The 24,185-nt window shown below is 73.5% G+C and carries 26 protein-coding genes and 1 other RNA gene; 18 read left to right on the top strand and 9 right to left on the bottom strand.

What is annotated here, in order from left to right; translation table 11 throughout:
- Positions 1–768: an ABC transporter ATP-binding protein gene (locus tag E7Z53_RS08790; RefSeq protein ID WP_051063783.1), complete on the top strand. Its 768-nt coding sequence runs from the start codon at positions 1–3 to the stop codon at positions 766–768.
- A 103-nt stretch (positions 769–871) separates the two neighbouring features.
- Here the strand turns inward: E7Z53_RS08790 and E7Z53_RS08785 are convergent, their stop codons facing one another.
- Positions 872–2,935: a DUF6541 family protein gene (locus tag E7Z53_RS08785; protein ID WP_176337610.1), complete on the bottom strand. Its 2,064-nt coding sequence runs from the start codon at positions 2,933–2,935 to the stop codon at positions 872–874.
- A 143-nt stretch (positions 2,936–3,078) separates the two neighbouring features.
- Between E7Z53_RS08785 and E7Z53_RS08780 the strand changes: the two genes are divergently transcribed.
- A complete protein-coding gene (locus E7Z53_RS08780) occupies positions 3,079–3,744 on the top strand; it encodes a glycosyltransferase family 2 protein (RefSeq protein ID WP_229588149.1) in 666 nt (221 codons plus the stop codon).
- 40 nt (positions 3,745–3,784) lie between these two features.
- On the top strand, positions 3,785–4,201 hold the full coding sequence (locus E7Z53_RS08775; protein ID WP_017833646.1) for a DUF2304 domain-containing protein: 417 nt from the start codon (positions 3,785–3,787) through the stop codon (positions 4,199–4,201).
- Between the two features lie 16 nt (positions 4,202–4,217).
- On the opposite strand, the gene E7Z53_RS08770 is transcribed toward E7Z53_RS08775, so the two are convergent.
- The gene (locus tag E7Z53_RS08770; protein ID WP_176337609.1) at positions 4,218–5,165 is read right to left on the bottom strand and encodes a glycerophosphodiester phosphodiesterase; all 948 of its coding nucleotides are present in this window, start codon (positions 5,163–5,165) and stop codon (positions 4,218–4,220) included.
- Between the two features lie 339 nt (positions 5,166–5,504).
- Between E7Z53_RS08770 and E7Z53_RS08765 the strand changes: the two genes are divergently transcribed.
- The 9 genes from E7Z53_RS08765 (at position 5,505) to E7Z53_RS08725 (ending at position 12,885) form a co-directional block, all read left to right on the top strand.
- On the top strand, positions 5,505–6,767 hold the full coding sequence (locus E7Z53_RS08765; RefSeq protein ID WP_035927323.1) for a CpaF family protein: 1,263 nt from the start codon (positions 5,505–5,507) through the stop codon (positions 6,765–6,767).
- Complete coding sequence (locus E7Z53_RS08760; RefSeq protein WP_017833649.1) at positions 6,764–7,621, top strand: type II secretion system F family protein; 858 nt, start codon at positions 6,764–6,766, stop codon at positions 7,619–7,621. Before E7Z53_RS08765 ends, E7Z53_RS08760 begins: the two co-directional genes overlap by 4 nt.
- Positions 7,618–8,562, top strand: coding sequence for a type II secretion system F family protein (locus tag E7Z53_RS08755; protein ID WP_017833650.1), 945 nt, complete (start codon positions 7,618–7,620; stop codon positions 8,560–8,562). Before E7Z53_RS08760 ends, E7Z53_RS08755 begins: the two co-directional genes overlap by 4 nt.
- Before the next feature lie 53 nt (positions 8,563–8,615).
- Entirely contained in the window at positions 8,616–8,840 is a 225-nt protein-coding gene (locus E7Z53_RS08750) for a hypothetical protein (RefSeq protein WP_017833651.1), read from the top strand.
- Positions 8,841–8,842: 2 nt separating this feature from the next.
- Positions 8,843–9,250: a TadE/TadG family type IV pilus assembly protein gene (locus E7Z53_RS08745; RefSeq protein ID WP_017833652.1), complete on the top strand. Its 408-nt coding sequence runs from the start codon at positions 8,843–8,845 to the stop codon at positions 9,248–9,250.
- Positions 9,251–9,419: 169 nt separating this feature from the next.
- Complete coding sequence (locus E7Z53_RS08740) at positions 9,420–9,803, top strand: hypothetical protein (protein WP_017833653.1); 384 nt, start codon at positions 9,420–9,422, stop codon at positions 9,801–9,803.
- Complete coding sequence (locus E7Z53_RS08735) at positions 9,800–10,309, top strand: pilus assembly protein TadG-related protein (protein WP_176337608.1); 510 nt, start codon at positions 9,800–9,802, stop codon at positions 10,307–10,309. Before E7Z53_RS08740 ends, E7Z53_RS08735 begins: the two co-directional genes overlap by 4 nt.
- A 354-nt stretch (positions 10,310–10,663) precedes the next feature.
- Positions 10,664–11,557: a LamG domain-containing protein gene (locus E7Z53_RS08730; protein ID WP_217905568.1), complete on the top strand. Its 894-nt coding sequence runs from the start codon at positions 10,664–10,666 to the stop codon at positions 11,555–11,557.
- Positions 11,558–11,739: 182 nt separating this feature from the next.
- Entirely contained in the window at positions 11,740–12,885 is a 1,146-nt protein-coding gene (locus tag E7Z53_RS08725; RefSeq protein ID WP_035927543.1) for a glycerol dehydrogenase, read from the top strand.
- Positions 12,886–12,964: 79 nt separating this feature from the next.
- On the opposite strand, the gene E7Z53_RS08720 is transcribed toward E7Z53_RS08725, so the two are convergent.
- Positions 12,965–14,125 (bottom strand): glucose-1-phosphate adenylyltransferase family protein, encoded by a 1,161-nt coding sequence (locus E7Z53_RS08720; RefSeq protein ID WP_095650610.1) that lies wholly within the window; start codon positions 14,123–14,125, stop codon positions 12,965–12,967.
- Positions 14,126–14,213: 88 nt separating this feature from the next.
- Here E7Z53_RS08720 and prfB point away from each other — a divergent pair, with 88 nt between their 5' ends.
- Complete coding sequence (prfB, locus tag E7Z53_RS08715) at positions 14,214–15,335, top strand: peptide chain release factor 2 (protein ID WP_017833658.1); 1,122 nt, start codon at positions 14,214–14,216, stop codon at positions 15,333–15,335.
- A gap of 77 nt (positions 15,336–15,412) precedes the next feature.
- Here the strand turns inward: prfB and E7Z53_RS08710 are convergent, their stop codons facing one another.
- Entirely contained in the window at positions 15,413–16,648 is a 1,236-nt protein-coding gene (locus tag E7Z53_RS08710) for a polysaccharide pyruvyl transferase family protein (RefSeq protein WP_052132953.1), read from the bottom strand.
- A 177-nt stretch (positions 16,649–16,825) separates the two neighbouring features.
- On the opposite strand from E7Z53_RS08710, the gene smpB reads away from it, so the two are divergent.
- The 3 genes from smpB to E7Z53_RS08695 all read left to right on the top strand — a co-directional run bounded on the left by smpB (position 16,826) and on the right by E7Z53_RS08695 (position 18,744).
- Positions 16,826–17,302, top strand: coding sequence for an SsrA-binding protein SmpB (gene smpB / locus E7Z53_RS08705; RefSeq protein ID WP_017833660.1), 477 nt, complete (start codon positions 16,826–16,828; stop codon positions 17,300–17,302).
- Between the two features lie 87 nt (positions 17,303–17,389).
- Positions 17,390–17,784: a transfer-messenger RNA gene (gene ssrA / locus E7Z53_RS08700) on the top strand.
- 162 nt (positions 17,785–17,946) lie between these two features.
- Entirely contained in the window at positions 17,947–18,744 is a 798-nt protein-coding gene (locus E7Z53_RS08695) for a DUF4190 domain-containing protein (protein WP_109243491.1), read from the top strand.
- A gap of 71 nt (positions 18,745–18,815) precedes the next feature.
- Here the strand turns inward: E7Z53_RS08695 and hisN are convergent, their stop codons facing one another.
- From hisN to E7Z53_RS08675, 4 genes are all read right to left on the bottom strand, one after another.
- Positions 18,816–19,613 carry a histidinol-phosphatase gene (gene hisN, locus E7Z53_RS08690; protein ID WP_017833662.1) on the bottom strand — a complete coding sequence of 266 codons (798 nt, stop codon included), beginning with the start codon at positions 19,611–19,613 and terminating at the stop codon, positions 18,816–18,818.
- Between the two features lie 72 nt (positions 19,614–19,685).
- Positions 19,686–20,795: a ribosome small subunit-dependent GTPase A gene (rsgA, locus tag E7Z53_RS08685; protein ID WP_017833663.1), complete on the bottom strand. Its 1,110-nt coding sequence runs from the start codon at positions 20,793–20,795 to the stop codon at positions 19,686–19,688.
- The gene (gene aroA, locus E7Z53_RS08680; RefSeq protein WP_095650643.1) at positions 20,785–22,164 is read right to left on the bottom strand and encodes a 3-phosphoshikimate 1-carboxyvinyltransferase; all 1,380 of its coding nucleotides are present in this window, start codon (positions 22,162–22,164) and stop codon (positions 20,785–20,787) included. The genes rsgA and aroA overlap by 11 nt, the downstream gene beginning before the upstream one ends.
- Before the next feature lie 20 nt (positions 22,165–22,184).
- The gene (locus E7Z53_RS08675) at positions 22,185–22,724 is read right to left on the bottom strand and encodes a DoxX family membrane protein (RefSeq protein ID WP_017833665.1); all 540 of its coding nucleotides are present in this window, start codon (positions 22,722–22,724) and stop codon (positions 22,185–22,187) included.
- Between the two features lie 309 nt (positions 22,725–23,033).
- Between E7Z53_RS08675 and E7Z53_RS08670 the strand changes: the two genes are divergently transcribed.
- Together E7Z53_RS08670 and rsrA are read left to right on the top strand one after the other, a co-directional pair.
- Entirely contained in the window at positions 23,034–23,702 is a 669-nt protein-coding gene (locus E7Z53_RS08670; protein ID WP_017833666.1) for a sigma-70 family RNA polymerase sigma factor, read from the top strand.
- A gap of 2 nt (positions 23,703–23,704) precedes the next feature.
- The gene (rsrA, locus tag E7Z53_RS08665) at positions 23,705–23,971 is read left to right on the top strand and encodes a mycothiol system anti-sigma-R factor (RefSeq protein WP_017833667.1); all 267 of its coding nucleotides are present in this window, start codon (positions 23,705–23,707) and stop codon (positions 23,969–23,971) included.
- A 113-nt stretch (positions 23,972–24,084) separates the two neighbouring features.
- Here the strand turns inward: rsrA and E7Z53_RS20985 are convergent, their stop codons facing one another.
- Positions 24,085–24,159, bottom strand: a complete 75-nt coding sequence (locus E7Z53_RS20985; protein WP_095343185.1) for a 50S ribosomal protein bL37 — start codon at positions 24,157–24,159, stop codon at positions 24,085–24,087.
- Positions 24,160–24,185 lie beyond the last annotated feature (26 nt).

Genomic DNA, 24,185 nt, shown 5'->3' with positions numbered 1-24,185 from the left:
ATGAGCACCGACCGCACCACCCCGCCGGCCGAGCCCGCCGTGGTGGCCGAGCACCTGGCCAAGGAGTTCTCGCTCCGCCACGCCCGATCCCTCAAGGAGACGGTGATGTGGCTCGCCCGGGGGCGGCGCCAGGACATCTCCAACCGCTTCCGCGCCCTCGAGGACCTCAGCCTCAGCATCCGGCCGGGGGAGAGCGTGGCGCTCGTTGGGCTCAACGGCTCCGGGAAGTCCACGTTCCTCAAGCTGGTCTCCGGCGTGATGAGCCCCGACGGGGGCTCGCTCACGGTCAACGGGCGCGTGGCCGGGCTGATCGAGGTCGGCGCCGGCTTCCACCCCGACCTCACCGGCCGCGACAACGTGTACCTCAACGGCGCGATCCTCGGCATGTCCAAGGAGGACATCGACCGGAAGTTCGACCAGATCGTGGCGTTCTCCGAGATCGAGCAGTTCATCGACACCGAGGTGAAGTTCTACTCGTCCGGCATGTACCTGCGCCTGGCCTTCGCCGTGGCGGTGTTCACCGACCCGGACATCTTCATCATCGACGAGATCCTCTCGGTGGGCGACGAGCCCTTCCAGCGCAAGAGCCTGGGCCGGGTCAAGGAGCTCTCCGAGGAGGGCAAGACGCTGCTGGTCGTCAGCCACGACTTCGACGTGGTCCGCAAGGTCTGCGACCGCGGGGTGTGGATCGAGCACGGCCGGGTCCGCAGCGACGGGCCCATCGACGAGGTGATCGAGCAGTTCCGCGCCGCGGAGAACGCCGGCTGACGGTCCTCCCTGCCCGCGATCCGCGGACGACGACGGGCCGCCCGGCTCCGCGAGGAACCGGGCGGCCCGTCGTCCGTCGCAGGACGGGAGTCCCGCAGCAGGCTCAGACGCCGTCGCAGCCGACGATCTCGTAGAGCGCGGCCTGCCCGTTGCGCTCGACCAGCGCAAGACCGGGCGCGAGCTGCGGGTCGACGGCGTTGATGTCCGCGTACTCACCGGCCTGGCGGGCACCGGGAATGATGAACTGCGTGCCGAAGTCCAGGACCCACTGCACGTCCAGCTCTTCGGCGGCGGTGCAGGCCCGGCTGTCCGGGGTGGCGTCGGCGATCCCCGTGGCCAGGGCGTTCAATTCCGGGTCCAGCGTGCGCAGTTCGACCCCGGGTGACTCGACGTGGTACTGGGTGACGGGCCGCTCGGCGACCGCGAACGCCAGAGAGCCACCGTTCCACGGGTTGACCGCGATGACGTCCCCCGGCTCCGTGAGCTCGTCGAGGTCCTGGAGCAACGCGTACTCATCCTGGTTGAGGATGCTTTCCGGCCCCTCCCATGCGTAGTACTGCTTGCCCCATCGGGTCGCCTGGGTCAGGGACTCGACCTGGGAGTAGGGCACCGCGAGACCCAGCACCACGACCGCTGCGACGGGATAGGCGGCTCGGCCTGCCCGGGGGCGGCCGGTGAACGAGGCCAGTGCCGTCATGCCGATGGCCAGGCTGCCCACCACATGGGCAGCACCGAGGGCGATCAGCGGTACGGCCGTCAGCGGGAGTGTGGCCGCGAGGCGGTACGAGTCGGTGTACCACCCGCCCACGAGCCACTGCCGGACCGGGCTCTCCTCGCCCGCGGCGGCCACAGCATAGAGGTACGAGAGCACCAGATGGGCGATGACCAGCCAGCGCAGTCTCCGCCGGGCGATGGCAGCGTAGATTCCCGCCCCGGTGAGCAGCACGAGGACCCAGGGCACGTCCTCCCGGCCGTTGGAGCCGAAGAGCAGAGCCTCGCCGGCCGCCCGCGCCAGGGTGGTGGACGGCTCCCACACGAACGACGTGGTCAGGACGTTCCACAGGAGCAGCCACGTGGTGACCACGACGACCGCGACCGCCACGAGCCCGAGGGCGGGACCACGGCGCCGGGCGCCCGCGGCCGCCCGCAGCCCGAGCCACCACGCCGTGGCCGCCAGGGGGACCGCGACCACGAGCAGGGCGAGGAACGCGTTGGGCTGGGAGACGAACAGCGCGCCGAGGGTGACCACCAGGCTGGCGGCCAGCCGGACCCGGCCGGCCGCGTCCGGGGTGCGCGCCGTCCGGTCCGCGCTCACCCCGGGGCCGAGCAGCCGCACGAGCAGGCCGAGGGACACGGGGGCGAGCGCCAGGGCGAGGATGTTGGGGAAGAGCGGCCCCCAGGCCATCAGGCCCAGCGGGAAGACGCTGAACCCGGCGGCGGCCGTGCCGGCGACCACGGCCGCGACGGGGGACGGGCCGACGAGGCATCGGACCAGGAAGATGCACGAGGCGGGCCAGACGAGCCCGCCCACCGCGAGCAGCGTCAGGTTGTGGGCCACGAGCACGCTGTCCCCGGACAGGGGCACCGCGAGGGACGCCAGCTGGTGCCACGCCGCGGGGTACAGCGCGATGGTGCTCTCCGGGCTGACCATCCGGTTCAGGGTCAGGGTCGAGCCGTTGCCGGTCTCGACGACGTAGCGGATGGCGTTGAGGTGGAAGATGTTGTCCCAGCGCTGGGCCATCGCCTCCGGGTGCCCGATCACGGACGCCATCCGGCGCACCAGCAGCACCGCCCCGATCGCGAGCCCGGCGGCCGCGCCCGCCGGGAAGAGCCAGCGGCCCGCGCCGCCCGAGCGCTCCGCCGGGTCCGCCCCGGCGTCGTGCTGGCCGGGCGCGTGGCCGCCCCGGGGGAGGAGCCGGCCGACCAGCCACGCCAGCGCCGCCAGCACCACCGCGGCGGCCACCTGGGTGAGCGCGCCGTAGGGGATGCCCGCCAGGTCCAGGACCACGCCCGTGAGCCCGACGACGGCGACGCTGAAGACCGGTGCCGTCAGCAGGATCCGGCCCCCGCGCTGCCCGAAGGCCCACAGCAGCGCCAGCCCCGGCAGCCACAGGAACGCCAGCAGGACCAGGAACGCCGGCAGATGGGGTCCCCAGTCCGTCAGCACGTCGGTCCTGCGGGGCTCTGCCTGGCAGCGGGCACGGTCTTGTCCTCACGGTGGGGGGAAGGGTCGGGTCGATCATAGCGGCCGGCCCGGGTCCGGCCGCCGACCTGACGGGCGGGTCCGGCGCGCTGTGCGAGAATGTCCGGGTGAGTCGTTCGTGGATCGTCATGCCCGTGTACAACGAGGCGGCCGTCGTGGGAGAGGTGCTGAAGGAGCTCCGGAAGACCTTCCCGCACGTCGTCTGCGTCGACGACGGATCCTCCGACGACTCGGCCCGGATCTGCGCCGAGGCCGGCGCCGTCGTCGTCCAGCACCCCATCAACCTCGGGCAGGGCGCGGCGCTGCAGACCGGTTTCGAGTACGCCCTGCAGGACCCCGGGATGGACTGCGTGGTCACCTTCGACTCCGACGGCCAGCACCGCGTGACCGACGCGTGGGACATGGTCGAGCGGATCCGCTCGGGCGAGGCCGAGGTCGTGCTCGGCTCCCGTTTCCTCGACGGGCGCACCCGGATCTCCCCGCTCAAGCGGGTCGTGCTGCGCACCGCCGCGTTCTTCTCGAAGCTGTCCACCGGCATGGACCTCTCCGACGCCCACAACGGGCTGCGCGCCATCGACCGGGGCACCCTGTCCCGGATCCGGCTGACCCAGAACCGGATGGCGCACGCCTCGGAGATCGTCAACCAGCTGGCCGACATCCGGCCCCGCTGGGTCGAGCACCCGGTCGAGATCATCTACACGGACTACTCGAAGTCCAAGGGGCAGTCGCTGCTCAACGGCGTGAACATCCTCGCCGAGCTGTTCGTCAAGTAGTCCGCACCCAGTCCGCACCGTCGAAGGGAAGAGCCGTCCGATGATCTACGCCGTCCAGATCCTGCTGGTCCTGGCCGTGGGCTACGGCGCGCTCGCCCTGATCCGCGGCGGGGCCAACGCGAAGCACCAGGCGATCCGCCGCGTGGTGGGCCTGGCCTTCTTCGTCTTCGCGGCGCTGTCCATCTTCTTCCCCGACCTGCTCACGGGCGTGGCCCACTTCTTCGGGATCGGACGCGGCACCGACCTCGTCCTGTACGGCTTCGTGGTGATCTTCATGATCACCCAGGCCACCTCCGCGCTGCGCAACCGCCAGCAGGAGGTCAACGTGACCCGGCTGGCCCGGCACATCGCGGTCGCCGAGGCGGAGCGGCCCTGGGCCCCGGCCCCGGAGCACGCCCAGCGCGCCTCGGTGCGGGACTTCGCCGAGACCTCTCCGGCGCCGCGCCCCGCGGCCTGACCGGTCCCGGCGCGGATCAGGCCTCCCGGAGCACCCGGGACAGCAAGTCCGGCCGGTCCGTCATGACGCCGTCCACCCGCCACCCCAGCAGGCGGCGCATGTCGTCCTCCCGGTCGATGGTCCAGACGTCCACCCGCAGACCCGCCTGCTGGGCGCTGCGCACGAGTGCGGGCGTGAGCACGCGCAGTCCCAGGAGCGAGTCCGGCGGCTGCAGGCCCTGGAACGGGAGCGTGTGGTGCTGGTGCCGGCCCAGCAGGTACAGCAGCCGGAAGGCCGCGAACTCCGTGGGGGAGGCCGCCGTGGGCACCGCCCCGCCCGACACCTGGCGGAACCGCCGGATCGAGGCCGTGCGGTTCGTCGCGACGAGCGTGCGCTCCTGGGCACCCGCCGCCCGGACGGCCCGCCAGACGATCTCCTCGGCGCCGGGACGGTTGCCCTTGAGCTCGATCGCCACGCGGTGCTCGGGGAACGCCTCGTAGACCTCCGCGAGCGTCGGGACGTGCACCCCGCGCCCCCGCCACGGGAAGGTCCCGCCGTCGAGGGTGAACGCGTGCCCGGCGTCCAGGCGCTGGAGCTCCGCGGCGGACATCAGCGCGACGGCGCCGGTCCCGTCCGTCGTGCGGTCCACCGTGAGGTCGTGCATCAGCACGGCCGTGCCGTCGGCGGAGGCCTGCACGTCGAGCTCCAGCACCACGTCCCCGAGGGCGGCGGCGGCCCGGAACGCCTCGAGGGTGTTCTCCGGGGCGACCTCGGCGCCGCCCCGGTGCGCGAAGACGGGCGGCCAGTCCCGGGGCACGGCTGCCCTCGGGACCGGCGACGGGTCCACCAGGTGCCGGCCGAGGGCCGCTCCGGCCGCGCTCGTGAGCAGGTTCCCGGCGAAGGGGACGCCCGCGCGGAGCAGCGCCCGGAGACGAGCGGCGACGTCGGGGCGTGTGCCGCCCTGCTCGGTGGTCACGTGGGTCACGGCGGTCCTTGCGATCGGGGGCAGTGCGTGCGGCACGGGTGGTGCCGTGACGCGGACGCCCGGGGGGAGCGTGTTCGCCCGCCACCCTACGGCCCGGCGGCCCGGCCTGCACGCCCTTTCGGGACGTGGCCCCCGCCGACCTGTTTCCATGCGCCCGCATCCTGTGACACTTCATGTGTTTCCGGACGGGAACAACGTCGCAGGTCAGCGACGGCTGTCCACAGGAGCCCGGACGGGGGTTGTGGGGACGACGCCGGATCGGCCTATGTTCCTGTGCATGCGCTCCGGGGGGAGCGCCGCCGGCGCGGATCCCGCGCCGGGGAACGCGCAGGGGGACGGATGACGGCACTGCTCTCCGAGGACGCGCTCGGGCTGGTCGAGGCCGAGGTGCGCGAGCTCATCCGGCGCCGCGGCCTGGACCCGGTGCTCGAGCTGGAGCGGACCCGGGAGCTGGTGGACGCCGCGGTGCGCGACTACGACCAGCGCTCGGCGCGCGGGGTGCTGCCGGCCCTCGCGGACCTGGACGCCGCCCGGCGGGTGCTGCTGGACCTGGTCGCGGGGTTCGGCCCGTTGCAGCCGCTGCTCGACGACCCGCGGATCGAGGAGATCTGGATCAACGGCCCCGCGGAGGTCTACGCCGCCCGCGGCGGGGAGTCCGAGCTGACGAGCCTCGTGCTGACCGAGGCCCAGATCCGCAACCTGGTGGAGCGGATGCTCAAGTCCTCGGGCCGTCGCCTGGACCTGTCCTCCCCGTTCGTGGACGCGGCGCTGCCGGACGGGTCCCGGCTGCACGTGGTGATCCCGGACGTGACGCGCCGGCACTGGGCCGTGAACATTCGCAAGTTCGTGGCCCGGGCCCGGCGCCTGGACGACCTCGTGGAGCTGGGTGCGCTGCCGCCGCGCGCCGCGCGCTTCCTCGACGCGGCCGTGGCCAGCGGGCTCAACATCCTCGTCTCCGGCGCCACGCAGGCGGGCAAGACCACGCTGCTGAACTGTCTGTGCGCCTCGATCGGCCCCCGGGAGCGGGTGGTGACGGTCGAGGAGATCTTCGAGCTGCAGGTCCCGCTGCGCGACGTCGTGGGGATGCAGTGCCGTCAGCCCAATCTCGAGGGCACCGGCGAGATCCCCCTGCGCCGGCTCGTCAAGGAGGCGCTGCGGATGCGCCCGGACCGGCTCGTGGTCGGGGAGGTCCGGGAGGCGGAGAGCCTGGACATGCTCATCGCGCTCAACAGCGGACTCCCGGGGATGTGCAGCCTGCACGCCAACTCCGCCCGGGACGCCGTGACCAAGATCTGCACCCTGCCGCTGCTGGCGGGGGAGAACATCAGCTCCGGCTTCGTGGTGCCCACGGTGGCCTCGTGCTTCGACCTCGTGGTGCACTGCCACCGGGACCGGCACGGCCGCCGCCGGGTGAGCGAGATCCTCGCGATCGGCAACCGGGTCGAGAACGGCGTGATCGAGACGTACCCGGTCTTCGCCGAGACGGACGGCGCCCTGCTGGCAGTGGCCGCCGAGGCGCCGGCGGCGTGGAAGTTCGAGCGGGCCGGACACCGGGTGAGCGAGCTGCTGGCGGACGACGGCCCGGCCGGAGCAGGGCGGTGAGCGCGGCGCTGGGCGTGCTGCTGGGGGCGGGCGTGTTCCTGCTCTGGTGGTCCTGCTGGGCCGAGGAGGCGCCGCGCGCGGCCGGCCCGCGCCGGCCCGGCCGGCTGCGAGAGCTGCTGCTGCGCGCGGACCTGGCCCGGGTCGGTCCGGCGGGACTGCTGGCCGCCTGCGCCGCGGCCGGGACGCTGAGCGGACTGCTCGTCGCCGCGGTCACCGGCGCGGCGGTGCTCGGCCTGTGCGCCGCCGTCCTGGGCGGTTGGGTTCCCCTGGCGGTGGTCCAGCACCGGGCCCGGCACCGGGCGGCCGCCCTGCGCGAGGTGTGGCCCGACGTGGTCGACCACCTGCGCTCGGCGATCCGGGCCGGGATGTCCCTGCCCGAGGCGCTGATCCAGCTGCAGTACCGCGGACCCGAGCCGGTGCGCCCGGCCTTCGCCCGGTTCGCCGCCGACTACCGCGCCTCGGGGCAGCTGCAGGGCGCGCTCACCCTGCTCAAGGACCGGCTGGCCGACCCCGTGGCCGACAACATCGTCGAGGCCCTGCGGGTGACCCGGGAGGTGGGCGGGACCGACCTCGGCCGGCTGCTCGGCACGCTGTCCGAGTTCCTGCGGGAGAACACCCGCACCCGCGGAGAGCTGGAGGCCCGGCAGTCCTGGACGGTCAACGCCGCCCGGCTGGCGGTGGCCGCACCGTGGATCGTGCTGGCGCTGATGGCCACCCAGCCCGCCGCGATCCGGGCCTACGACACCCCGGCCGGCGCCCTGGTGCTGATCGGCGGGCTGCTCGTCTCCACGATCGCCTACCGCCTCATGCTGCGGATCGGCGCCCTGCCCGAGCCCGAGCGGGTGCTGCGGTGAGTGCTACCCCCGCCCTGCTGGTGCTCCTCGGCCTGGTGCACGCCGCCGGGCTGTGGCTGGTGCTCACCGGCGCCCGGGTCACCGGCCGGCCGTCCTTTGCGACCCGGATCGCCCCGCAGCTGCGCTCGGTGGAGGTCGAGTCGGCGCTGCTCGCCCGCCCCGGGCGCCGCTCCGCCCGGACACCCGGCCGGGCCGCAGCGGGGCTGGACCCGGTCGTGCGCGGGCTGGCCCACCGCGTGTTCCGGCACGCCGCCCCGTCGGCGGCCCTGGAGGGACGCCTGGTCCGGGCGGGCGTCAGCACCACGGCGGCGGACTTCCGCGCCGAGCAGCTCCTGTGCGCGACGGGGGGCCTGCTGCTCGGCGTCCTGCTCGGCGTGGCCGCCGAGGCGCGCTGGGGCACGGGCCCCGGCGGGGTGCTGCTGGCCGTGGGCGCGGCCACGGCCGCCGGGCACCTGCTGCGCGGGCACCTGCTGAGCCGGCGGATCCGGCTCCGCGAGGCCCGGATGCTGGCCGAGTTCCCCGCCGTCGCCGAGCTGATGGCGCTGTCGGTGGGCGCGGGGGAGAGCGCGGTGGGTTCGCTCGAGCGGGTGTGCCGGGTCGCGGAGGGAGAGCTCACCGCGGAGTTCCGCGCGGTGCTCGCACAGACGCGGTCCGGCGCCGGACTCGTGCACGCCCTCCAGGACTTCTCCGCGCGCACCCCGGTGGCGCCCATCGGGCGGTTCGTGGACGGCATCGTCGTGGCCATCGAGCGCGGCACGCCCCTGGCGGACGTGCTGCGGGCCCAGGCCCAGGACGTGCGGGACAACGACAAGCGCGAGCTGATGGAGGCCGCCGGGCGCAAGGAGATCGCCATGATGGTGCCCCTCGTGTTCTGCGTGCTGCCGCTGACGGTCGTGTTCGCCGTGTTCCCCGGGATCGCCGTGCTGGAGCTCGGCTTCTGACCTCTCATCCGGGCGGCCGGGAACCGGCAGCCCTCCAGGAAAGGACACACCCCATGACACACCTCCACCGGTTCGCCGCCCTGCTCGGCGTCCTCACCCTGACCCTCGCCGCGCTGCGCGAGCGGCTCGCCGCCGATGATCCGGACCGCGGGGACGTCCCCGGCTGGGTGATGCTGACCCTGATGTCCGCGGTGCTCGTGGCCGGTCTGCTGCTGGTGGCGCAGCCGGCCCTGGAGGGGCTCTTCCAGGACGCGATGGCGCGCGTGAGCCAGAACTGAGGATGGACGAGGAGCGCGCCCGGCCGGGCGCCGGGCCCCCGGGGACGGACCGGGGCAGTGCGGTGGTCGAGTACGTCATGGTGGCCGGCCTCGTGGCGATGATCTTCGCCGCCACGCTGCAACTGGCCCTGGCCCTGCACGTGCGCAACACGCTGATCGACGCCGCCGCGGCGGGCGCCCGGTACGGCACCCTGGCCGACCGGTCGCCCGAGGACGGGGTCGAGCGGACCCGCCGGATCGTCTCCGGCGCCCTCGGCCCCCGGTACGCCCAGGACGTCGTCGCGACCACCGCGGCGGTGGGCGAGCTGCGGACCCTGGAGATCACGGTGGTCTCGCCCCTGCCCGTGGTGGCGCTGTTCGGTCCGCCCGACTCCCTGGAGGTGCGCGGCCATGCCGTCCTCGGGGATTGAAGCTCCTGCCTCCAGCGGAGCAGCGGCATCGACGGCTACGGCTGCTTCGACCGCCTCGCCCGCCTCGACCGGAGCGACCGGCGCGATCGGAGCGACCGGGACGGCCTGTGCGGCCGGGCCGCCCGATGTGCTCGGGAGGACTGCGGGCGGTGACGAGGGCAGCGCGGTCGTGGAGTTCGTGGCGCTGGGCACGCTGCTGCTCGTCCCCGTGGTCTACTTCGTGCTCGCGGTGGCCCAGGTCCAGGCCGGGGCCTTCGGAGTGGTGGCCGCCGCGCAGCAGGCGTCCCAGGTGCTGGCCCGGGCCGAGCCCGGTGCGCTCTCGGACACCGGGCTGACCGCGGCGGCGCGGCTGGCGGCCGCGGACCAGGGCTTCGCCCCCGACCGGCTGGCGCTCCGCCTCGAGTGCTCCGACGGGGCGTGCGCGGAGCCCGGTGCGGTGGCCACGGTGCACGCCACCCTGGAGGTCCCGCTGCCGCTGGTGCCCGGCTTCACCGATCTGGACGTGGCCGTGCTGACGTCCTCGGCCACGGTCGTGATCGGCCGCTACGGATGAGCGGGCGGACCGCCGGACCCGGCCCGCGCCGGGACGGGAGCCGGGACCACGACCGGGGCACTGACCGGGGCGAGGACCGGGACGACGGGCAGGTGACGATCCTGGTCATCGGCTTCGCGGTCGTGCTGCTCCTGCTCACGGTCGTGGTCATGGGGGTCACCGCGGTCTACGTGGGGGAGCGCAAGCTGCAGGTGCTGGCCGACAACGCCGCGCTCGCCGCGGCCGACACGTTCGTGGCGCTGGAACCGGGGACGGGCGGCGCCCCGCCCGTCACGGTCCTGGACGACGACGCCGTGGCGGGGGCGGCGACCGCCTACCTCGACACCGTCAGCGCCTGGGCCGGGACGCCGGGCCTCGCCCTGGCCGCGCCCACCGGGAGCCCGGACGGGCGGACCGCGGAGGTGACCCTGGCCGCCGTCGTGCACCCGCCGGTGGTCAACCTCCTGGTGCCCGACGGCATCCCGATCACCGCCACGAGCGAGGCCCGCGCGCGACTGGGCCGATGACGCGGCCCACCCGGTTCCGCTGACCCGCGCGGCGGCTCCGGGGGCGGCTCGGCCGGCGCGGGAGGCACGGCGCTCGCAGACGTCAGGGCCGGCCCCGGACCGGGCGACGGAGATGGTCACCGTTCGGGTGCTGTTCGGCGCGATCTCATTGACCGCCCGGGCGCGGCGGCGCACGCTGGTGCCGAGGGGATGTTCCTCCGGACCGGTCCTCGGGAGTGCATCGGTCCTGGTGGGGAGGAGGTGTCGCGACGACGTCCGGTGCGGCCGCACGGCCGGCACCGCAGTGAGCGGGACGCGCACCACGGGGGCAACCGGTGCGGGCGGTCCCGTCCGACACCACATCGAGGTCTCGACATGAGCACTGTTCGCGCGCGGGGGCGGTGGAGCACGCCGGTGCAGGGCGTGCTGACGCTGCTGCTCGCGCTGGCGCTGGGCATCGCAGGACTTCCGCCGTCGGCCGCCCGGGACCATCCCGGGGACGTCCTGCGGAGCGCGGCCCGCCCGCTCACCTACGACGACACCGTCCGGAAGGACGGACCCGCCGCGTACTGGGCCATGCGCAGCCCCGGTGCGGGCACGGAGAAGGACCTGGTGGGCAGGCTCCACGGCAGCTACCACGGCAAGCCGAAGCGGGCGACCCTGCCCAACGGCGACACGGCCGCGGACTTCGACGGCACCGGTCAGTACCTCCAGGTGTCCGACGCCGCCGCCGTCAGCGCCGGCACGCGCGGCGTGCTCACCGTCGAGGCGTGGATGCGCCCCGACGCGCTGGACTTCCGGTCCCAGGAGGGCTCGGGGTACGTGCACTGGATGGGCAAGGGCGCGCCGAGGAACCACGAGTACGTGGCGCGGATGTACTCGAAGAGCAACTCCGAGAACCGGCCCAACCGCATCTCCGGCTACGCGTTCAACCCGTCCGGAGGAGAGGGGCCGGGGTCCTACTTCCAGGTGCCGGTGCGCAAGGGGGAGTGGATCCACTACGTGCTCGTCATCAATGCCAATGCCAAGGGCGGGAACTATCCGAACGGCTACACGAAAATCTACCGCAACGGGCAGCGCATGGACCAGGACGACCTGAAGCACGACGGCACGGTCGTCGTGCCCCGGCGCGGCAGCGCACCGTTCCGCGTCGGCACCCGGGACCTGAGGTCGTTCTTCGACGGGGCCGTCGGCAAGGTGGCGGTCTACACCAAGGAGCTGCCCGGGAAGCAGGTGGAGGAGCACTACCGGGTGATGACCACGCGGTGAGGACCGGGGCGCGGCCCGGCCCGGACGGCGGGAGGCGACGGCGACGCGTCCCCGGTTTCTCAGCCGGCGAGAACGTCCCTGGTGCCGGCCGCGGGGACGTTCCTATGCTGGCGGGCACCCGGGAGATCATCCCGGACGGCGGGGGGAACGACCTGCCGGCCCCGTCGTCGAAGGAGAAGGCCATGGACGCTCCCGTCCGCTCCGTCATCAGCCCAGGACGCTACGTCCAGGGACCGGGCGCCATCGCACGCCTGGGAGAGTATCTCGCCGCCGTCGGGCAGACACCCCTGGTGGTGGCCGACGACGTCGTCTGGGGGTTCGTGGGCCACGACGTGGAGGCGTCCCTGGCGCGGGCCGGCATGGCGACCACGCGCGAGGCCTTCAACGGCATCCCCTCGGCCGGGGAGATCGACCGGCTCACGGCGGTCATCCGCGCGGCGGGGGCCGACGTGGCCGTGGCCGTGGGCGGCGGCAGCACCATCGACGCGGTCAAGGCCTCCGGGTTCCTCGCCGGGATCCGGTGGGTCAGCGTCCCCACCGTCGCCTCCACCGACGCGCCGACCTCGGCGCTGGCGGTCGTCTACACCGACGAGGGCGTCTTCGAGGAGTACCGCTTCTTCCCTCGCAACCCCGACCTCGTCCTCGTCGACTCCCAGCTGGTGGCCAACGCGCCGGCGACCTTCCTGGCGGCGGGCGTCGGCGACGCCCTGGCCACCTGGCTGGAGGCCAGGGCCACCGCCGCCTCGGGGTCGCTGACCATGGCCGGGGGCACGGCCACCCTCACGGGCACCGCCCTGGCCCGGCTGAGCTGGGACGTCCTGTGGGACAACGCCCTCGTGGCGATGGACGCCGCCCGGGACCACGTCGTGACCCCGGCACTGGAGAAGGTCATCGAGGCCAACACCCTGCTCTCCGGGCTCGGCTTCGAGTCCGGCGGACTGGCGGCGGCCCACGCCGTCCACAACGGACTGACCGCGGCGCCGCAGACCCACGGCCTGGCCCACGGGCAGAAGGTCAACATCGGCTCCATCACCCAGCTCGTGCTGGAGGGCGCCCCGAGCTCGGAGATCGTGGACTTCATCGAGTTCACCACCCGGGTCGGGCTGCCGACCACCCTCACGGAGATCGGGCTGCGCGCGGAGGACACCGAGGAGATCCGGGCCGTGGCGCGGGCCGCCACCGTGGAGAGCGAGACCATCCACAGCATGCCCTTCACCGTGCGGGCGGACGACGTCGCCGCGGCGCTGACCTCCATCGAGCGCCTCGGCCGGCGGGTGCGTGCCCGCGCCGGCCTGCCCGAGCCGCAGCCCTACCGCCACGCCCACTAGCGTCCCGCCCGGACACGATCCGTCCGGGCGGTCCCGTCCCGGGCGGGTCCCGCCCCGGCGGGACCGGTCCGCGGAGGGCTCAGTGACCGCGGGGCAGGACCGCCCCGCGGTCGAACTCCTCGGTGGCCGCCACGGCGCCCGTGCCGTCGATCAGGGTCACGGCGCCCGCGGCGCCGTGCGCACCCGCGGAGATGTCGGCTCCCGTGTCGGCGAGGACGTTCTCGAGGGTCACCCCGGCTCCCACCCGGACGCCGTCCAGCAGCACCGAGCTGCGCACCGTGGCGCCCTCCTCGACGACGACGCCGGGGCCGAGCACCGAGTGCTCCACGGCGCCGCGCACCATCGCGCCCGCGGCGACCATCGACCCGCGCAGCTCGGCGCTGCCGGCGATCCGGGCGGGCACCCGCTGCGGCTGGGCCGAGAGGATCGGCCAGCCGGGGTCGTCCAGGGCCACGCCGTCGCCGTCGAGCATCTGCATGTGGGCGGTCCAGTAGGACTGCAGGGTGCCCAGGTCCATCCAGTACCCGTCCAGGCGGTGCTCCACCACCGTGCGGTGCGCCACGAACCACGGGACCAGGTCGTTGCCGTAGTCCTCGAGCCCGCCCTCCTGCTCGTGCACGAGGTCCAGGGCCTCCAGCAGCTTCTCCGCGTCGTAGAGGAACATCTCGGCCGCGACCAGCCGCCCCCGGGGCTCGTCCGGCTTGTAGTCGAAGCCGGTGACGCGGCCGCCGTCGTCGGCCTGCACCACGCCGTAGCGGGAGGGGTCCTCGTCGACGAGCGTGGTGACCACGGTCAGGTCGGCGCCCCGCTCGAGGTGGGTGTCGATCACGTCGAGGAAGTTCAGCGTGTACAGGTGGTCGGCGCTGAGCACCAGGACCAGGTCCGGGGCGAAGTCGCGGATCAGGTCCTTCTGCCGGTAGAGCGAATCCGCGTTGCCCTCGGCGAAGCCCTCGCCCTCGGTGCCCTGGTACGGGGGCAGGACCTGGAGCCCGCCGTGGGTGCGGTCGAGGTCCCAGGGGCGCCCGTTGGCCAGGTGCTGGTTGAGGCTGTGCGGAAGGAACTGCTCGACGACCCACACGTCCGAGAGGTGGGAGTGCACGAGGTTGGACAGGGCGACGTCGATGAGCCGGTAGGTGCCCGCCACGGGCAGGGCGGGCTTGACCTTCTTCTCGGTCAGGGCGCCGAGCCGGGAGCCCTTCCCGCCGGCGAGGACCAGGGCCAGCGTGCGAGGGATGCGCATCGTGCTTCCTTCCTCTCGGCACCATCCTGCCAGAGGGGCGCCGGGCCGGGCCGGGGCGATTTGCCCCCATGGGATAATCTTGGCTTCCATGGCCTCCCTTGACTTTCCGGCAGAGATCTCCGCCCTCCGTTCCACGTTCGCGTCCATCGAGGCCGTGAGCGACGTCGACGCCATCAAGCGGGACATCGCCGAGCTCTCGCAGCAGGCGACCGCCCCGGACCTGTGGGACGACCAGGCCGCGGCGCAGAAGATCACCTCCAAGCTCTCCCACAAGCAGTCCGACCTCGAGCGGCTCGAGAAGCTCGGCGGCCGCATCGACGACATCGAGGTCATGGTGCAGCTGGCCGCCGAGGAGGACGACGCGGAGACCCTGGAGCTCGCCGTGGAGGAGCTCGCCGCGGTCAAGAAGGCGCTCTCCCGGCTGGAGGTCCAGACTCTGCTCTCGGGCGAGTACGACGAGCGCGAGGCCGTGGTGACCATCCGCTCCGGCGCCGGCGGCGTGGACGCCGCCGACTTCGCCGAGATGCTCATGCGCATGTACCTGCGCTGGGCGGAGCGCCACGGCTACCCGACCACCGTCCTGGACACCTCCTACGCGGAGGAGGCGGGCCTGAAGTCCGCGACCTTCGAGGTCAAGGCCCCCTACGCCTTCGGCACCCTGTCCGTCGAGGCCGGCACCCACCGGCTCGTCCGCATCTCCCCCTTCGACAACCAGGGGCGGCGCCAGACCTCGTTCGCGGCGGTGGAGGTCATCCCGCTCATCGAGCAGGACGACTCGATCGAGATCCCCGAGTCCGAGATCAAGGTGGACGTCTTCCGCTCCTCGGGCCCCGGCGGGCAGTCCGTGAACACCACGGACTCCGCCGTGCGGATGACCCACATCCCCACGGGCATCGTCGTGTCCATGCAGAACGAGAAGTCCCAGATCCAGAACCGCGCCGCCGCGCTGCGCGTGCTCCAGTCGCGGCTGCTCCTGCAGCGCCAGGAGGAGGAGAGCGCCAAGAAGAAGGAGCTGGCCGGGGACGTCAAGGCGTCCTGGGGCGACCAGATGCGCTCCTACGTCCTGAACCCGTACCAGATGGTCAAGGACCTGCGGACCAACCACGAGGAGGGCAACCCCTCCGCGATCTTCGACGGCGCGATCGACGGCTTCGTCGACGCCGGGATCCGCTGGCGCGCCGACCAGCGCCACGCCCCGGCCGACGCCTGAGCTCCCGCGGGACCCCTGACCGGGCCCCGGCCGGTCCCGCGACCGGCCGGGGCCCGGTGCCCTGGGAGGGCGGGCGCTCAGCGGCGCAGGAAGCGCGCCACCGTCCGTCCCGGCCGGGTGCGGGGCTCCGTCCCGGCGGGGTCGTCCTCGGGGGCCGCTGCCGCCGGGTACAGCTCCTCCGCCTCCCGCAGCTTGGTGCGGTGCAGCCGCGCGGCCGTGGCGGGGAAGGCGTGCGACCGGGCGGGCGCGTACGGCTCCGTGCCGCCGGTGGGCGTGACGGACCACCCCGTGCCGGCCTCGAGCAGCGACTGGTGCTTGACGCGGTAGTAGTCGGGGCTGACCTCCAGCGCGGTGCCCTCCGCGCCGCACGCGGCGGCGAGCAGGTGGAAGTGGAACCGCGAGGTGATCCACGTCTGACCCGGCCGGGCCGGGAAGCCCTCCTGCCAGAGCCGCGTGAACGGCACGAAGTTCTCCTCGGGGACGAGGTCGGCGAGCCGGTCGAAGGCCGCGCGGTCCGCGCCGGGGATCGCCTCGAGGTAGCGCACGGTCCGGCCCGCCAGTGCCGGACCCGTCAGCGCGGCCCGCACGGCGGCGACGGCGCCGTCGAGGATCCCGGGCTCGGTCATGTCGCTCTGCAGGCACACCCACACGTCGCCGTCGTCCGTCCCCTCGGCGGGCGCGCCGGTGAAGCCCGCGAGACCGGGCAGGCCGAGGAAGGCGTCGTCGGGGGCGCGGTCGGCGCGGGCGAGCTGGGCGCTGGGCGCGTCACGGACCGTGGCGTGGTCGAAGGCGCCGAGCGCGGCGCGCAGGCCCTCGGCGTCGGTGGCGGGGGCCAGGCCCAGGCCGGTGGCGGCCAGCCGCGCCCCGGAGACCTGGCGCAGCCGCAGCGCCGCCCGGAGCAGGCGCGCGTGGTGCGGCCAGATGGAGTTCAGGTACCCGCCCCCGAGGATGTGCACGGAACTCGCGCGCCGGGCGCCGAGCAGGCCGAGGTCGTAGCGCGGGGACCCCAGGTGCGTCACCACCCGGTCCACGTGGGCGTCCGCCGCGGCCGGGTCCATGCCGGTCGTCTCGAAGGCGAGCCGCCACAGGGTGTCGGTGGTCCGCAGACCCGGGTGCAGTCCGTCGAACAGGTGGGACGCCAGCCCCGGGTGGGGGCAGTCGAGCCACACCTCGGCGCCGGGCCGGGCGCGGGCGAGGAAGCGCAGCCACGAGGCGGCGATGAACTCGTCGCCGAAGTTCGGGTGACCGCTCGTGCCGACGAGGTACAGGACGTCCGCAGCGGGCGGGCGCTCGGTGGGGACTGGCTCCAGCATCCGCCCAGCCTACCGGGTGCGGCGGGGTGACCTGGGGCGACGCTCCTGGGCGGGGCGCCGCCGGGTCCGGGTGCCGGCCGTGGTCCCGCGCGAGGGCCGTGGCGTAGGATGGAGGATCTGCCGCGTGCCCCGGTGCGCGGCACGTTCCCGTCCGCACCGTCCCCAGGGAGGAGGCCCATGGCCAAGAAGGACACTGGTCGCCAGGTCGTCGCCAACAACAAAAAGGCCCGGCACGACTACCACATCCTCGACACCTACGAGGCGGGTCTCGCGCTCATGGGCACCGAGGTGAAGTCCCTGCGCATGGGGCGCGCCTCGCTCGTGGACGGGTTCTGCCAGTTCACCGACGGCGAGCTGTGGCTCGAGGGCGTCCACATCCCCGAGTACCTGCAGGGGTCGTGGACCAATCACTCCGCCCGCCGCCGCCGCAAGCTGCTCCTGCACCGCAGCGAGATGGACAAGATCCAGCAGAAGACGCGGGAGTCCGGCTTCACGATCGTGCCGCTGTCCCTCTACTTCGTGGACGGGAAGAAGGCCAAGGTCGAGATCGCCGTGGCCAAGGGCAAGCGGGAGTACGACAAGCGCCAGACCCTGCGGGAGCAGCAGGACAACCGCGAGGCCCAGCGGGCCATGCGCTACAAGAACCTGGGCTGAGGGTCCGGGGCGAATGCTTGCGGTCGGCGGGTACCGCGCGGTAGAATGGTGTGTCCCGCTGCGGCGGGGTGCTTGACAACAAAATACGGGGATGATCGGTTTCGACGATGTGAGTTGAGACAGGGGAAGCGGGTCGAGGACGCAGAGTTATCTCGTAAACGCTCTCTGTAAAACAATAGTTGCCAATTCTCAGAGCAACGTCGCCAAGTCTCAGAACGCCTTCGCCCTCGCGGCGTAAGCGCAACCAGACTACTTAGGTGACTGTCAGCCCGGGTTCGCCTTCGACCCGGGGTCTGGCATCAATCAGGAGGCCACTGCTCCAGCCGTTCGTCGCGGGCGTCTGGAGAACACTTTCGCGACTGAGTCCGTCGGCCACGTGTCTGCACGAGGGCCGGGACTGAGAAAACGCCACGCAGACTGCACCCGGAGAAGCCCTGACAATGCTGCATCGGACGGGGGTTCAATTCCCCCCATCTCCACGAGATCCCTGACCGGGGAGCGCCGCGAGGCGCTCCCCGGTTTTTTCGTGCCCGGATCGTTCCGGGGGCAGGGTGGGCGCCGTGCCGCCGCCCGGGAAGGGGCACGTCTCGGCGGGCCGTGTGACAAGCTGGTGGCGTACCGCAGACGACCGAAAGGGCAACGCCATGAGCCACAACGACAACACGCCAGACCAGAGCGGCACCGGTGCCGGCGGGTCGTCGAGCTCCGGTCGCCACGACCCGCCCGAGTACGGTCAGCGCGTCGAGGGAGCGCCTTCGGGACCCTCCTACGAGCCGCCGCGCTCCGGCCAGGGCGGCGCCGGCGACCCGTACGCCACACCGCAGTACGGCCAGGGGCAGCAGGGCTACCAGAGCCAGTACGGCCAGGGCCAGTACGGCGGCCAGGGCTACCAGGGCCAGGACTCCTACGGCCAGGGGCAGCAGGGCTACCAGGACCAGTACCGCCAGGGCCAGTACGACCAGGGTCAGTACGGTGGCCAGGGTTACCAGGGCCAGGGCCAGTACGACCAGGGCCAGTACGGCGGCCCGGGCTACCAGGGGCAGCAGGGCTACCAGGGGCAGTACGACATGAACCAGTACGGCGCGAGCCCGCGGCCCGCCGGCACGGGGCTGGGCATCGCCTCCCTGGTGCTGGGCATCGTGGCGCTGCTGACGTGCTGGTTCGTGCTCGGCCTCGTCCCGGGCCTCGTGGGCCTGGTGCTGGGCATCGTGGCGCTGCGCAAGCTGGGCAGGACGCCCGGCGCGTCCAAGGCCCTGCCGATCATCGGCATCGTGCTCAGCGTCCTGGCGATCCTGGCGAGCATCCTCTTCCTGGTGCTCTTCGGGGCGCTGTTCGGGGAGTTCGGGCCGGCCATGGAGGCCTGCTCGCAGTTCTCCAATGACCAGGCGGCGTTCCAGCAGTGCATCGAGCGGGAGATGGGCTTCACCGGCCAGGACCTCTGACCCCGGCCGGAGACCGACGACGACGGGGGCCCGCACCGGCCGGTGCGGGCCCCCGTCGTCGCGCGGGCGGCTCAGGAGCCGGTCGCGAGCAGCCCCAGCACCTCGTCGTGCAGCAGGCCGTTGGTGGCCAGCGCGTTGCCGCCGAAGGGCCCGGGCTCGCCCTCGAGGGACGTGAACCGGCCGCCGGCCTCCTCGACCACGGGCACCAGCGCGGCCATGTCGTGCAGGCTGAGCTCGGGCTCGCAGGCGATGTCCACGGCGCCCTCGGCGAGGAGGCAGTAGGACCAGAAGTCGCCGTAGGCCCGGGTCCGCCAGACCTCGTCGGTGAGCTCCAGGAAGCGCTCGCGCACCCCGCGGTCCCGCCACCCCGTGAGCGAGGAGTAGGACAGCGAGGCGTCGGACAGCCGCCCCACCTGGGATACGTGGATCCGCTGGGCGTTGGCCAGGGACTTGCCGGTGAACGCGCCCGTGCCGGCCGCCGCCCACCAGCGGCGCCCGAGCGCCGGCGCGGAGACCACGCCGACCACCGGCCGGCCCTCGTCGACGAGGGCGATCAGGGTGGCCCACACCGGCACGCCGCGCACGAAGTTCTTGGTGCCGTCGATGGGGTCCACGACCCACTGCCGGGCGCCGCTGCCGGTGGCGCCGTACTCCTCGCCGATCACGGCGTCCCGGTTGCGCGCGCGCCCCAGCTGGGTGCGGATGAGCTGCTCGGCCTCGCGGTCGGCGTCCGTGACGGGGGTGAGGTCGGGCTTGGTCTCCACCGTGAGGTCCTGGGCCTTGAACCGGCGCATGGTCAGGCGGTCCACGGCGTCGGCCAGGATGTGGGCGAGGCGGAGGTCGTCGGTGTAGTTGCTGGGGCTGCGCATTGGTCCAACCTACCCCGAACCGCGGTCCCGGGCCTGGTCGGGCGGGGGTGCGAGGCACCCCCGCCCGACGGCTCACTGGACGCCGAGCTCCTTGTCCTCGCGGGACTCCCCGGGGCGCTCCCCGGCCCCGAGCAGCCGGCGCAGGGAGACCAGCCGGGACTCGCCCGCCTCCCCGGCGCGGCCCTGCGCCACCCAGGCGTCCAGGGCGCAGCCGGGGGACGTCCCCGTGTGCCGGCAGCCCTTGGGGCACTCGGCGATCGCCTCGGCGAGCTCGTCGAAGGACTCCACGATCCGGTCGTGGTCCACGTGCGCCAGGCCGAACGAGCGGATGCCGGGGGTGTCGATGATCCAGGACCCGGGGGAGGCGTCCTCGATCTTCAGGGCGAGGGCCGACGACGACGTGTGCCGGCCCCGTCCGGTCACGGCGTTCACCCCGCCCGTGGCCCGGTCGGCGCCCGTGAGGGCGTTGACGAGGGTGGACTTGCCCACGCCGGAGTGGCCCAGCAGCACCGAGACGTGGCCGTCGAGACGCTCGCGCAGGGCCTCGACGAGCGCCGGGTCGAGGGGCAGCGTGGTCCCGTCGTCGTCGGCCGGGACGTCGCGGGCGGGTCCCGAGACGAGCACGGGCAGCTCGAGCGCCGTGTAGTGGGAGATCAGCTCGGCGGGGTCCCGCAGGTCGGTCTTGGTGATGCACAGCAGCGGTTCGATGCCGGCGTCGTAGGCGGCCACGAGGGAGCGGTCGATGAACCCGGTGCGGGGCTCGGGGTTGGCGGCGGCAACGACGACCACGAGCTGGTCGGCGTTGGCCACCACGACCCGCTCGACCGGGTCGGTGTCGTCCGCGCTGCGGCGCAGGACGGTGGAGCGCTCCTCGATCCGCACGAGGCGGGCCAGGCTGTCCGGGGCGCCGCTGACGTCGCCGACGAGACCCACGAGGTCGCCCGCGACCACGGGCCGGCGGCGCAGCTCCCGGGCGCGCACGGCCACGACCAGCCGCTCCCCGGGGGTGTCCTCCTCGAGGATCGCGGTGTAGCGGCCGCGGTCCACGGTGACGATGCGGCCGGTGACGGCGTCCTCGTGCGCCGGCCGCTCCTTGGTGCGCGGGCGGGAGCCGGTCTTGCTGGGACGGACGCGCACGTCCGACTCGTCCCAGTCGCGCCGGACGGAGTCCCTACGCGTCACGGCTCGTGCCCGTGAGCTCCGCCCACAGCCGGGGGAACTCGGGGAGGGTCTTGGCGGTGGTCGCGATGTTCTCGACCCGGACGTCCGGGACCACGAGGCCGATCACGGCGCCGGCGGTGGCCATCCGGTGGTCCTCGTAGCTGTGGAACGTCCCGCCGTGCAGGGGGGCCGGCCGGATCAGCAGCCCGTCCGCGGTCTCCTCGGCGTCGCCGCCGAGCCGGTTGATCTCCGTGACGAGCGCGGCGAGCCGGTCGGTCTCGTGGCCGCGCAGGTGGGCGATGCCGCGCAGCCGCGAGGGCGTGCCGGCGACCGCGCACACGGCCGCGACGGTGGGCGCGAGCTCCCCGGCCTCGCCGAGATCGAGGTCGACCCCGGTCACCGCGTCCGGTCCCGTGACGGTGAAGGTCCCGTCCGTGAGCTCCACCGCCGCGCCGAAGGCCGGGAGGATGTGCTTCCAGTGGTCGCCGCCCTGGGTGGTGCGGTCGGGCCAGCGGGGCACCGAGACCCGTCCGCCGGTCACCACGGCCGCGGCCAGGAAGGGGCCGGCATTGGAGAGGTCCTGCTCGATGGTCACGTCGAAGGCCCGCACCGGCCCGGGGGAGACCCGCCACTCGTCGGGCACGGAGTCGTCCACGGAGACGCCGAGGCCGCGCAGCACCTCGACGGTCATCTCGACGTGCGGCATGGACGGCACACCGCGCCCCGAGCCGTCGGCGCTGCGGTGGCGCAGCACGAGCCCGTCGTCGAACCGGGCACCCGCGAGCAGCAGGGCCGAGACGAACTGGCTCGAGCCGGTGGCGTCGATCTCCAGCTCCCCGCCGCGCACGCCGCCGGTGCCGTGCACGGTGAAGGGCAGCCGGCCCCGGCCGTCGTCCTCGACCCGCAGGCCGAGCGCGCGCAGGGCGTCGATCACCGGCCCCATGGGACGCACCCGGGCGCCCGGGTCGCCGTCGAAGGTGACGGGACGCCGTGCGAGGGTGGCGACCGGCGGCACGAAGCGCATCACGGTCCCGGCCAGCCCGCACTCGACCGTGACCGGTTCGGCGGCGTCCCAGGGGGCGGGCTCGACGAGCAGGTCGGGGCCGAAGCCGCCGTCCCCGGGCACTTCCTCGACGCGGGCCCCGAGGGCCCGCAGGGCCTCGACCATCAGCCGCGAGTCGCGGGAGTGCAGGGGCGAGCGCAGCCGGCACGGACCGTCCGCCAGGGCGGCGAGCAGCAGGTACCGGTTGGTGAGGGACTTCGAGCCCGGCACCGTCAGCTCGGCGACGACGGGACGGGGCCCGACGAACGGAGCCGGCCACAGCTCGTGCTGCGGGGCCGGCTCCGCGGCGTCGGGACGGGCTGCGGGGGCGGAGGACTCCGGCGGCATCACGACAGGGGGACCGGGGCCTAGCCCTGCTTGACGGCGTGCTGGAGGGCCTTCTCGGCCTTGGCCACCTGCTTCTGGGTGTCCTTGCCCAGCTTGGAGGCGTTCTTGCGGACGTCCCCGGCGAGGTGCTCGGCACGCCACAGCAGGGACGGGTTGCCCTCGGTGTCCACGGCGGCGAGCATGACGGCGCCCACCAGGGAGGAGTTCTTGAAGGCGGTGGAGCGGCGGGCGGCCTTCTGCTCCGGGGTGCTCGCCTCCGCGGCGCGGTAGTCGGCGTAGGCGTTGAGCGCGGTGGTGGTGACGAGCACGCCGGCCGAGAGGCGGGGCAGCTTGCCCAGCCCGAAGAGCACGGCGGCGCCGAGCTGCGCCGCGGCCAGGCCCTGGGCCACCACGGCGTGGTTCTGCAGCGCGGGTCCGGCCTGGGGGAAGGCCTTCGTGGCGGCGGAGATCGCCGGGGCGAGGTGCTGGGCGGCCTGGGACGAGTTGCGGAAGCTCTCCACCCCGTTGGCGACGTAACCGGTGGCCAGCAGCGGGCGGGCGATGCGACGGACGATGCTCATGGGTTCCTCCTCGGCGGCAGACGGTACCGCGGGGCTGTGTCGGGCGGGTCTGGATCGGCGGACGGCGCCGCTCGTCCCATCCTAGCCACGGGGACCGCGCCCGGGGCGAGCACGGGCCGGGCGCGGTGGGAATAGGTGCGACGGTGACACCCGTTGTGCAGGACAGCGGCCGCCCCGTCCGGGGCAGGTCACCGGCACAGGTTTTCGGAGGGACCCGCACGGCGGGGGAGAGGAGCAGTCATCACCGCCCCCACGAGCGTTCTCGAGCCCGCCCCGGCCCGCGCGCGCGTCCCCGTAGACTGGTCCGTGATGAACGAGCAGAACCAGCAGGGGGCCGCCCCCCAGCGCACCGAGCCGCCCGTCGACGTCGAGACCGAGTCCCCCGAGGACCGGAAGGCGCGCTTCGAGCAGGACGCCATGGTGTACGTGGACCAGCTCTACGCCGCCGCCCTGCGCATGGCTCGCAACCCGGCCGACGCCGAGGACCTCGTGCAGGAGGCCTACACGAAGGCGTTCTCCGCGTTCCACCAGTACAAGCCCGGCACGAACCTCAAGGCGTGGCTGTACCGCATCCTCACGAACACGTACATCAACCTCTACCGCAAGCGGCAGCGCGAGCCGCTGCAGGCGAACACCGACACCGTCGAGGACTGGCAGCTGCACCGCGCCGAGTCCCACACGTCCTCGGGGCTGCGCTCCGCGGAGGTGGAGGCGCTGGACCACCTGCCGGACAGCGACGTCAAGCGCGCTCTGCAGGAGCTGCCCGAGGAGTTCCGGCTGGCGGTGTACTTCTCCGACGTGGAGGGCTTCGCCTACAAGGAGATCTCCGAGATCATGGACACGCCGATCGGGACGGTGATGTCCCGCCTGCACCGCGGGCGGAAGCTGCTGCGCGAGAAGCTCGCCGACTACGCCGCCGAGCGCGGCTTCGACACGTCCAGGGTGACCGGCGACAAGAAGAAGGAAAAGGACAAGTAGACATGGCCGACTGCGAGAGCCTCGGATGCTGCACGGACGAGAGGATCCGCCTGATCTACGAGTACCTCGACGGGGTGCTCCCGGCGGACGACCTCGACGAGATCCACGGCCACCTCCTCGAGTGCCCGGAGTGCGCCCGCGAGTACGACCTGGAGTGCGTGATCCGCTCCGTGGTCCGGCGGTCCTGCGCGGAGACCGCGCCCGCCGACCTGCGGGTCTCGATCCTCGCCCGGCTGCACGGCGCGCGCCAGGACCCGCCCGCCGCCTGAGCGCGGCGCCCCGGCTCCCGCACGGCAGGACCTCCGGGCACACGGAAGGGCCCCGGACCGCGTCAGCGGTCCGGGGCCCTTCCGTCACGGCGTCGCCGGGTCCGGGAAGGACCTCAGGCGTTGGGGCGCTTGCCGTGGTTGGCGCCGCCCTTGCGGCGGTCCTTGCGCTTGCGTCCGCGCTTGCTCATGCGAGCCTCCTGTCTGTCCGCGGTCG

Origin of the sequence: Kocuria salina (assembly GCF_013368965.1) — a bacterium.
GTDB lineage: Bacteria > Actinomycetota > Actinomycetes > Actinomycetales > Micrococcaceae > Kocuria > Kocuria rosea.
The sequence above is the reverse complement of the archived record's forward strand: the minus strand, read 5'-3'. Positions and strand labels throughout refer to the sequence as shown.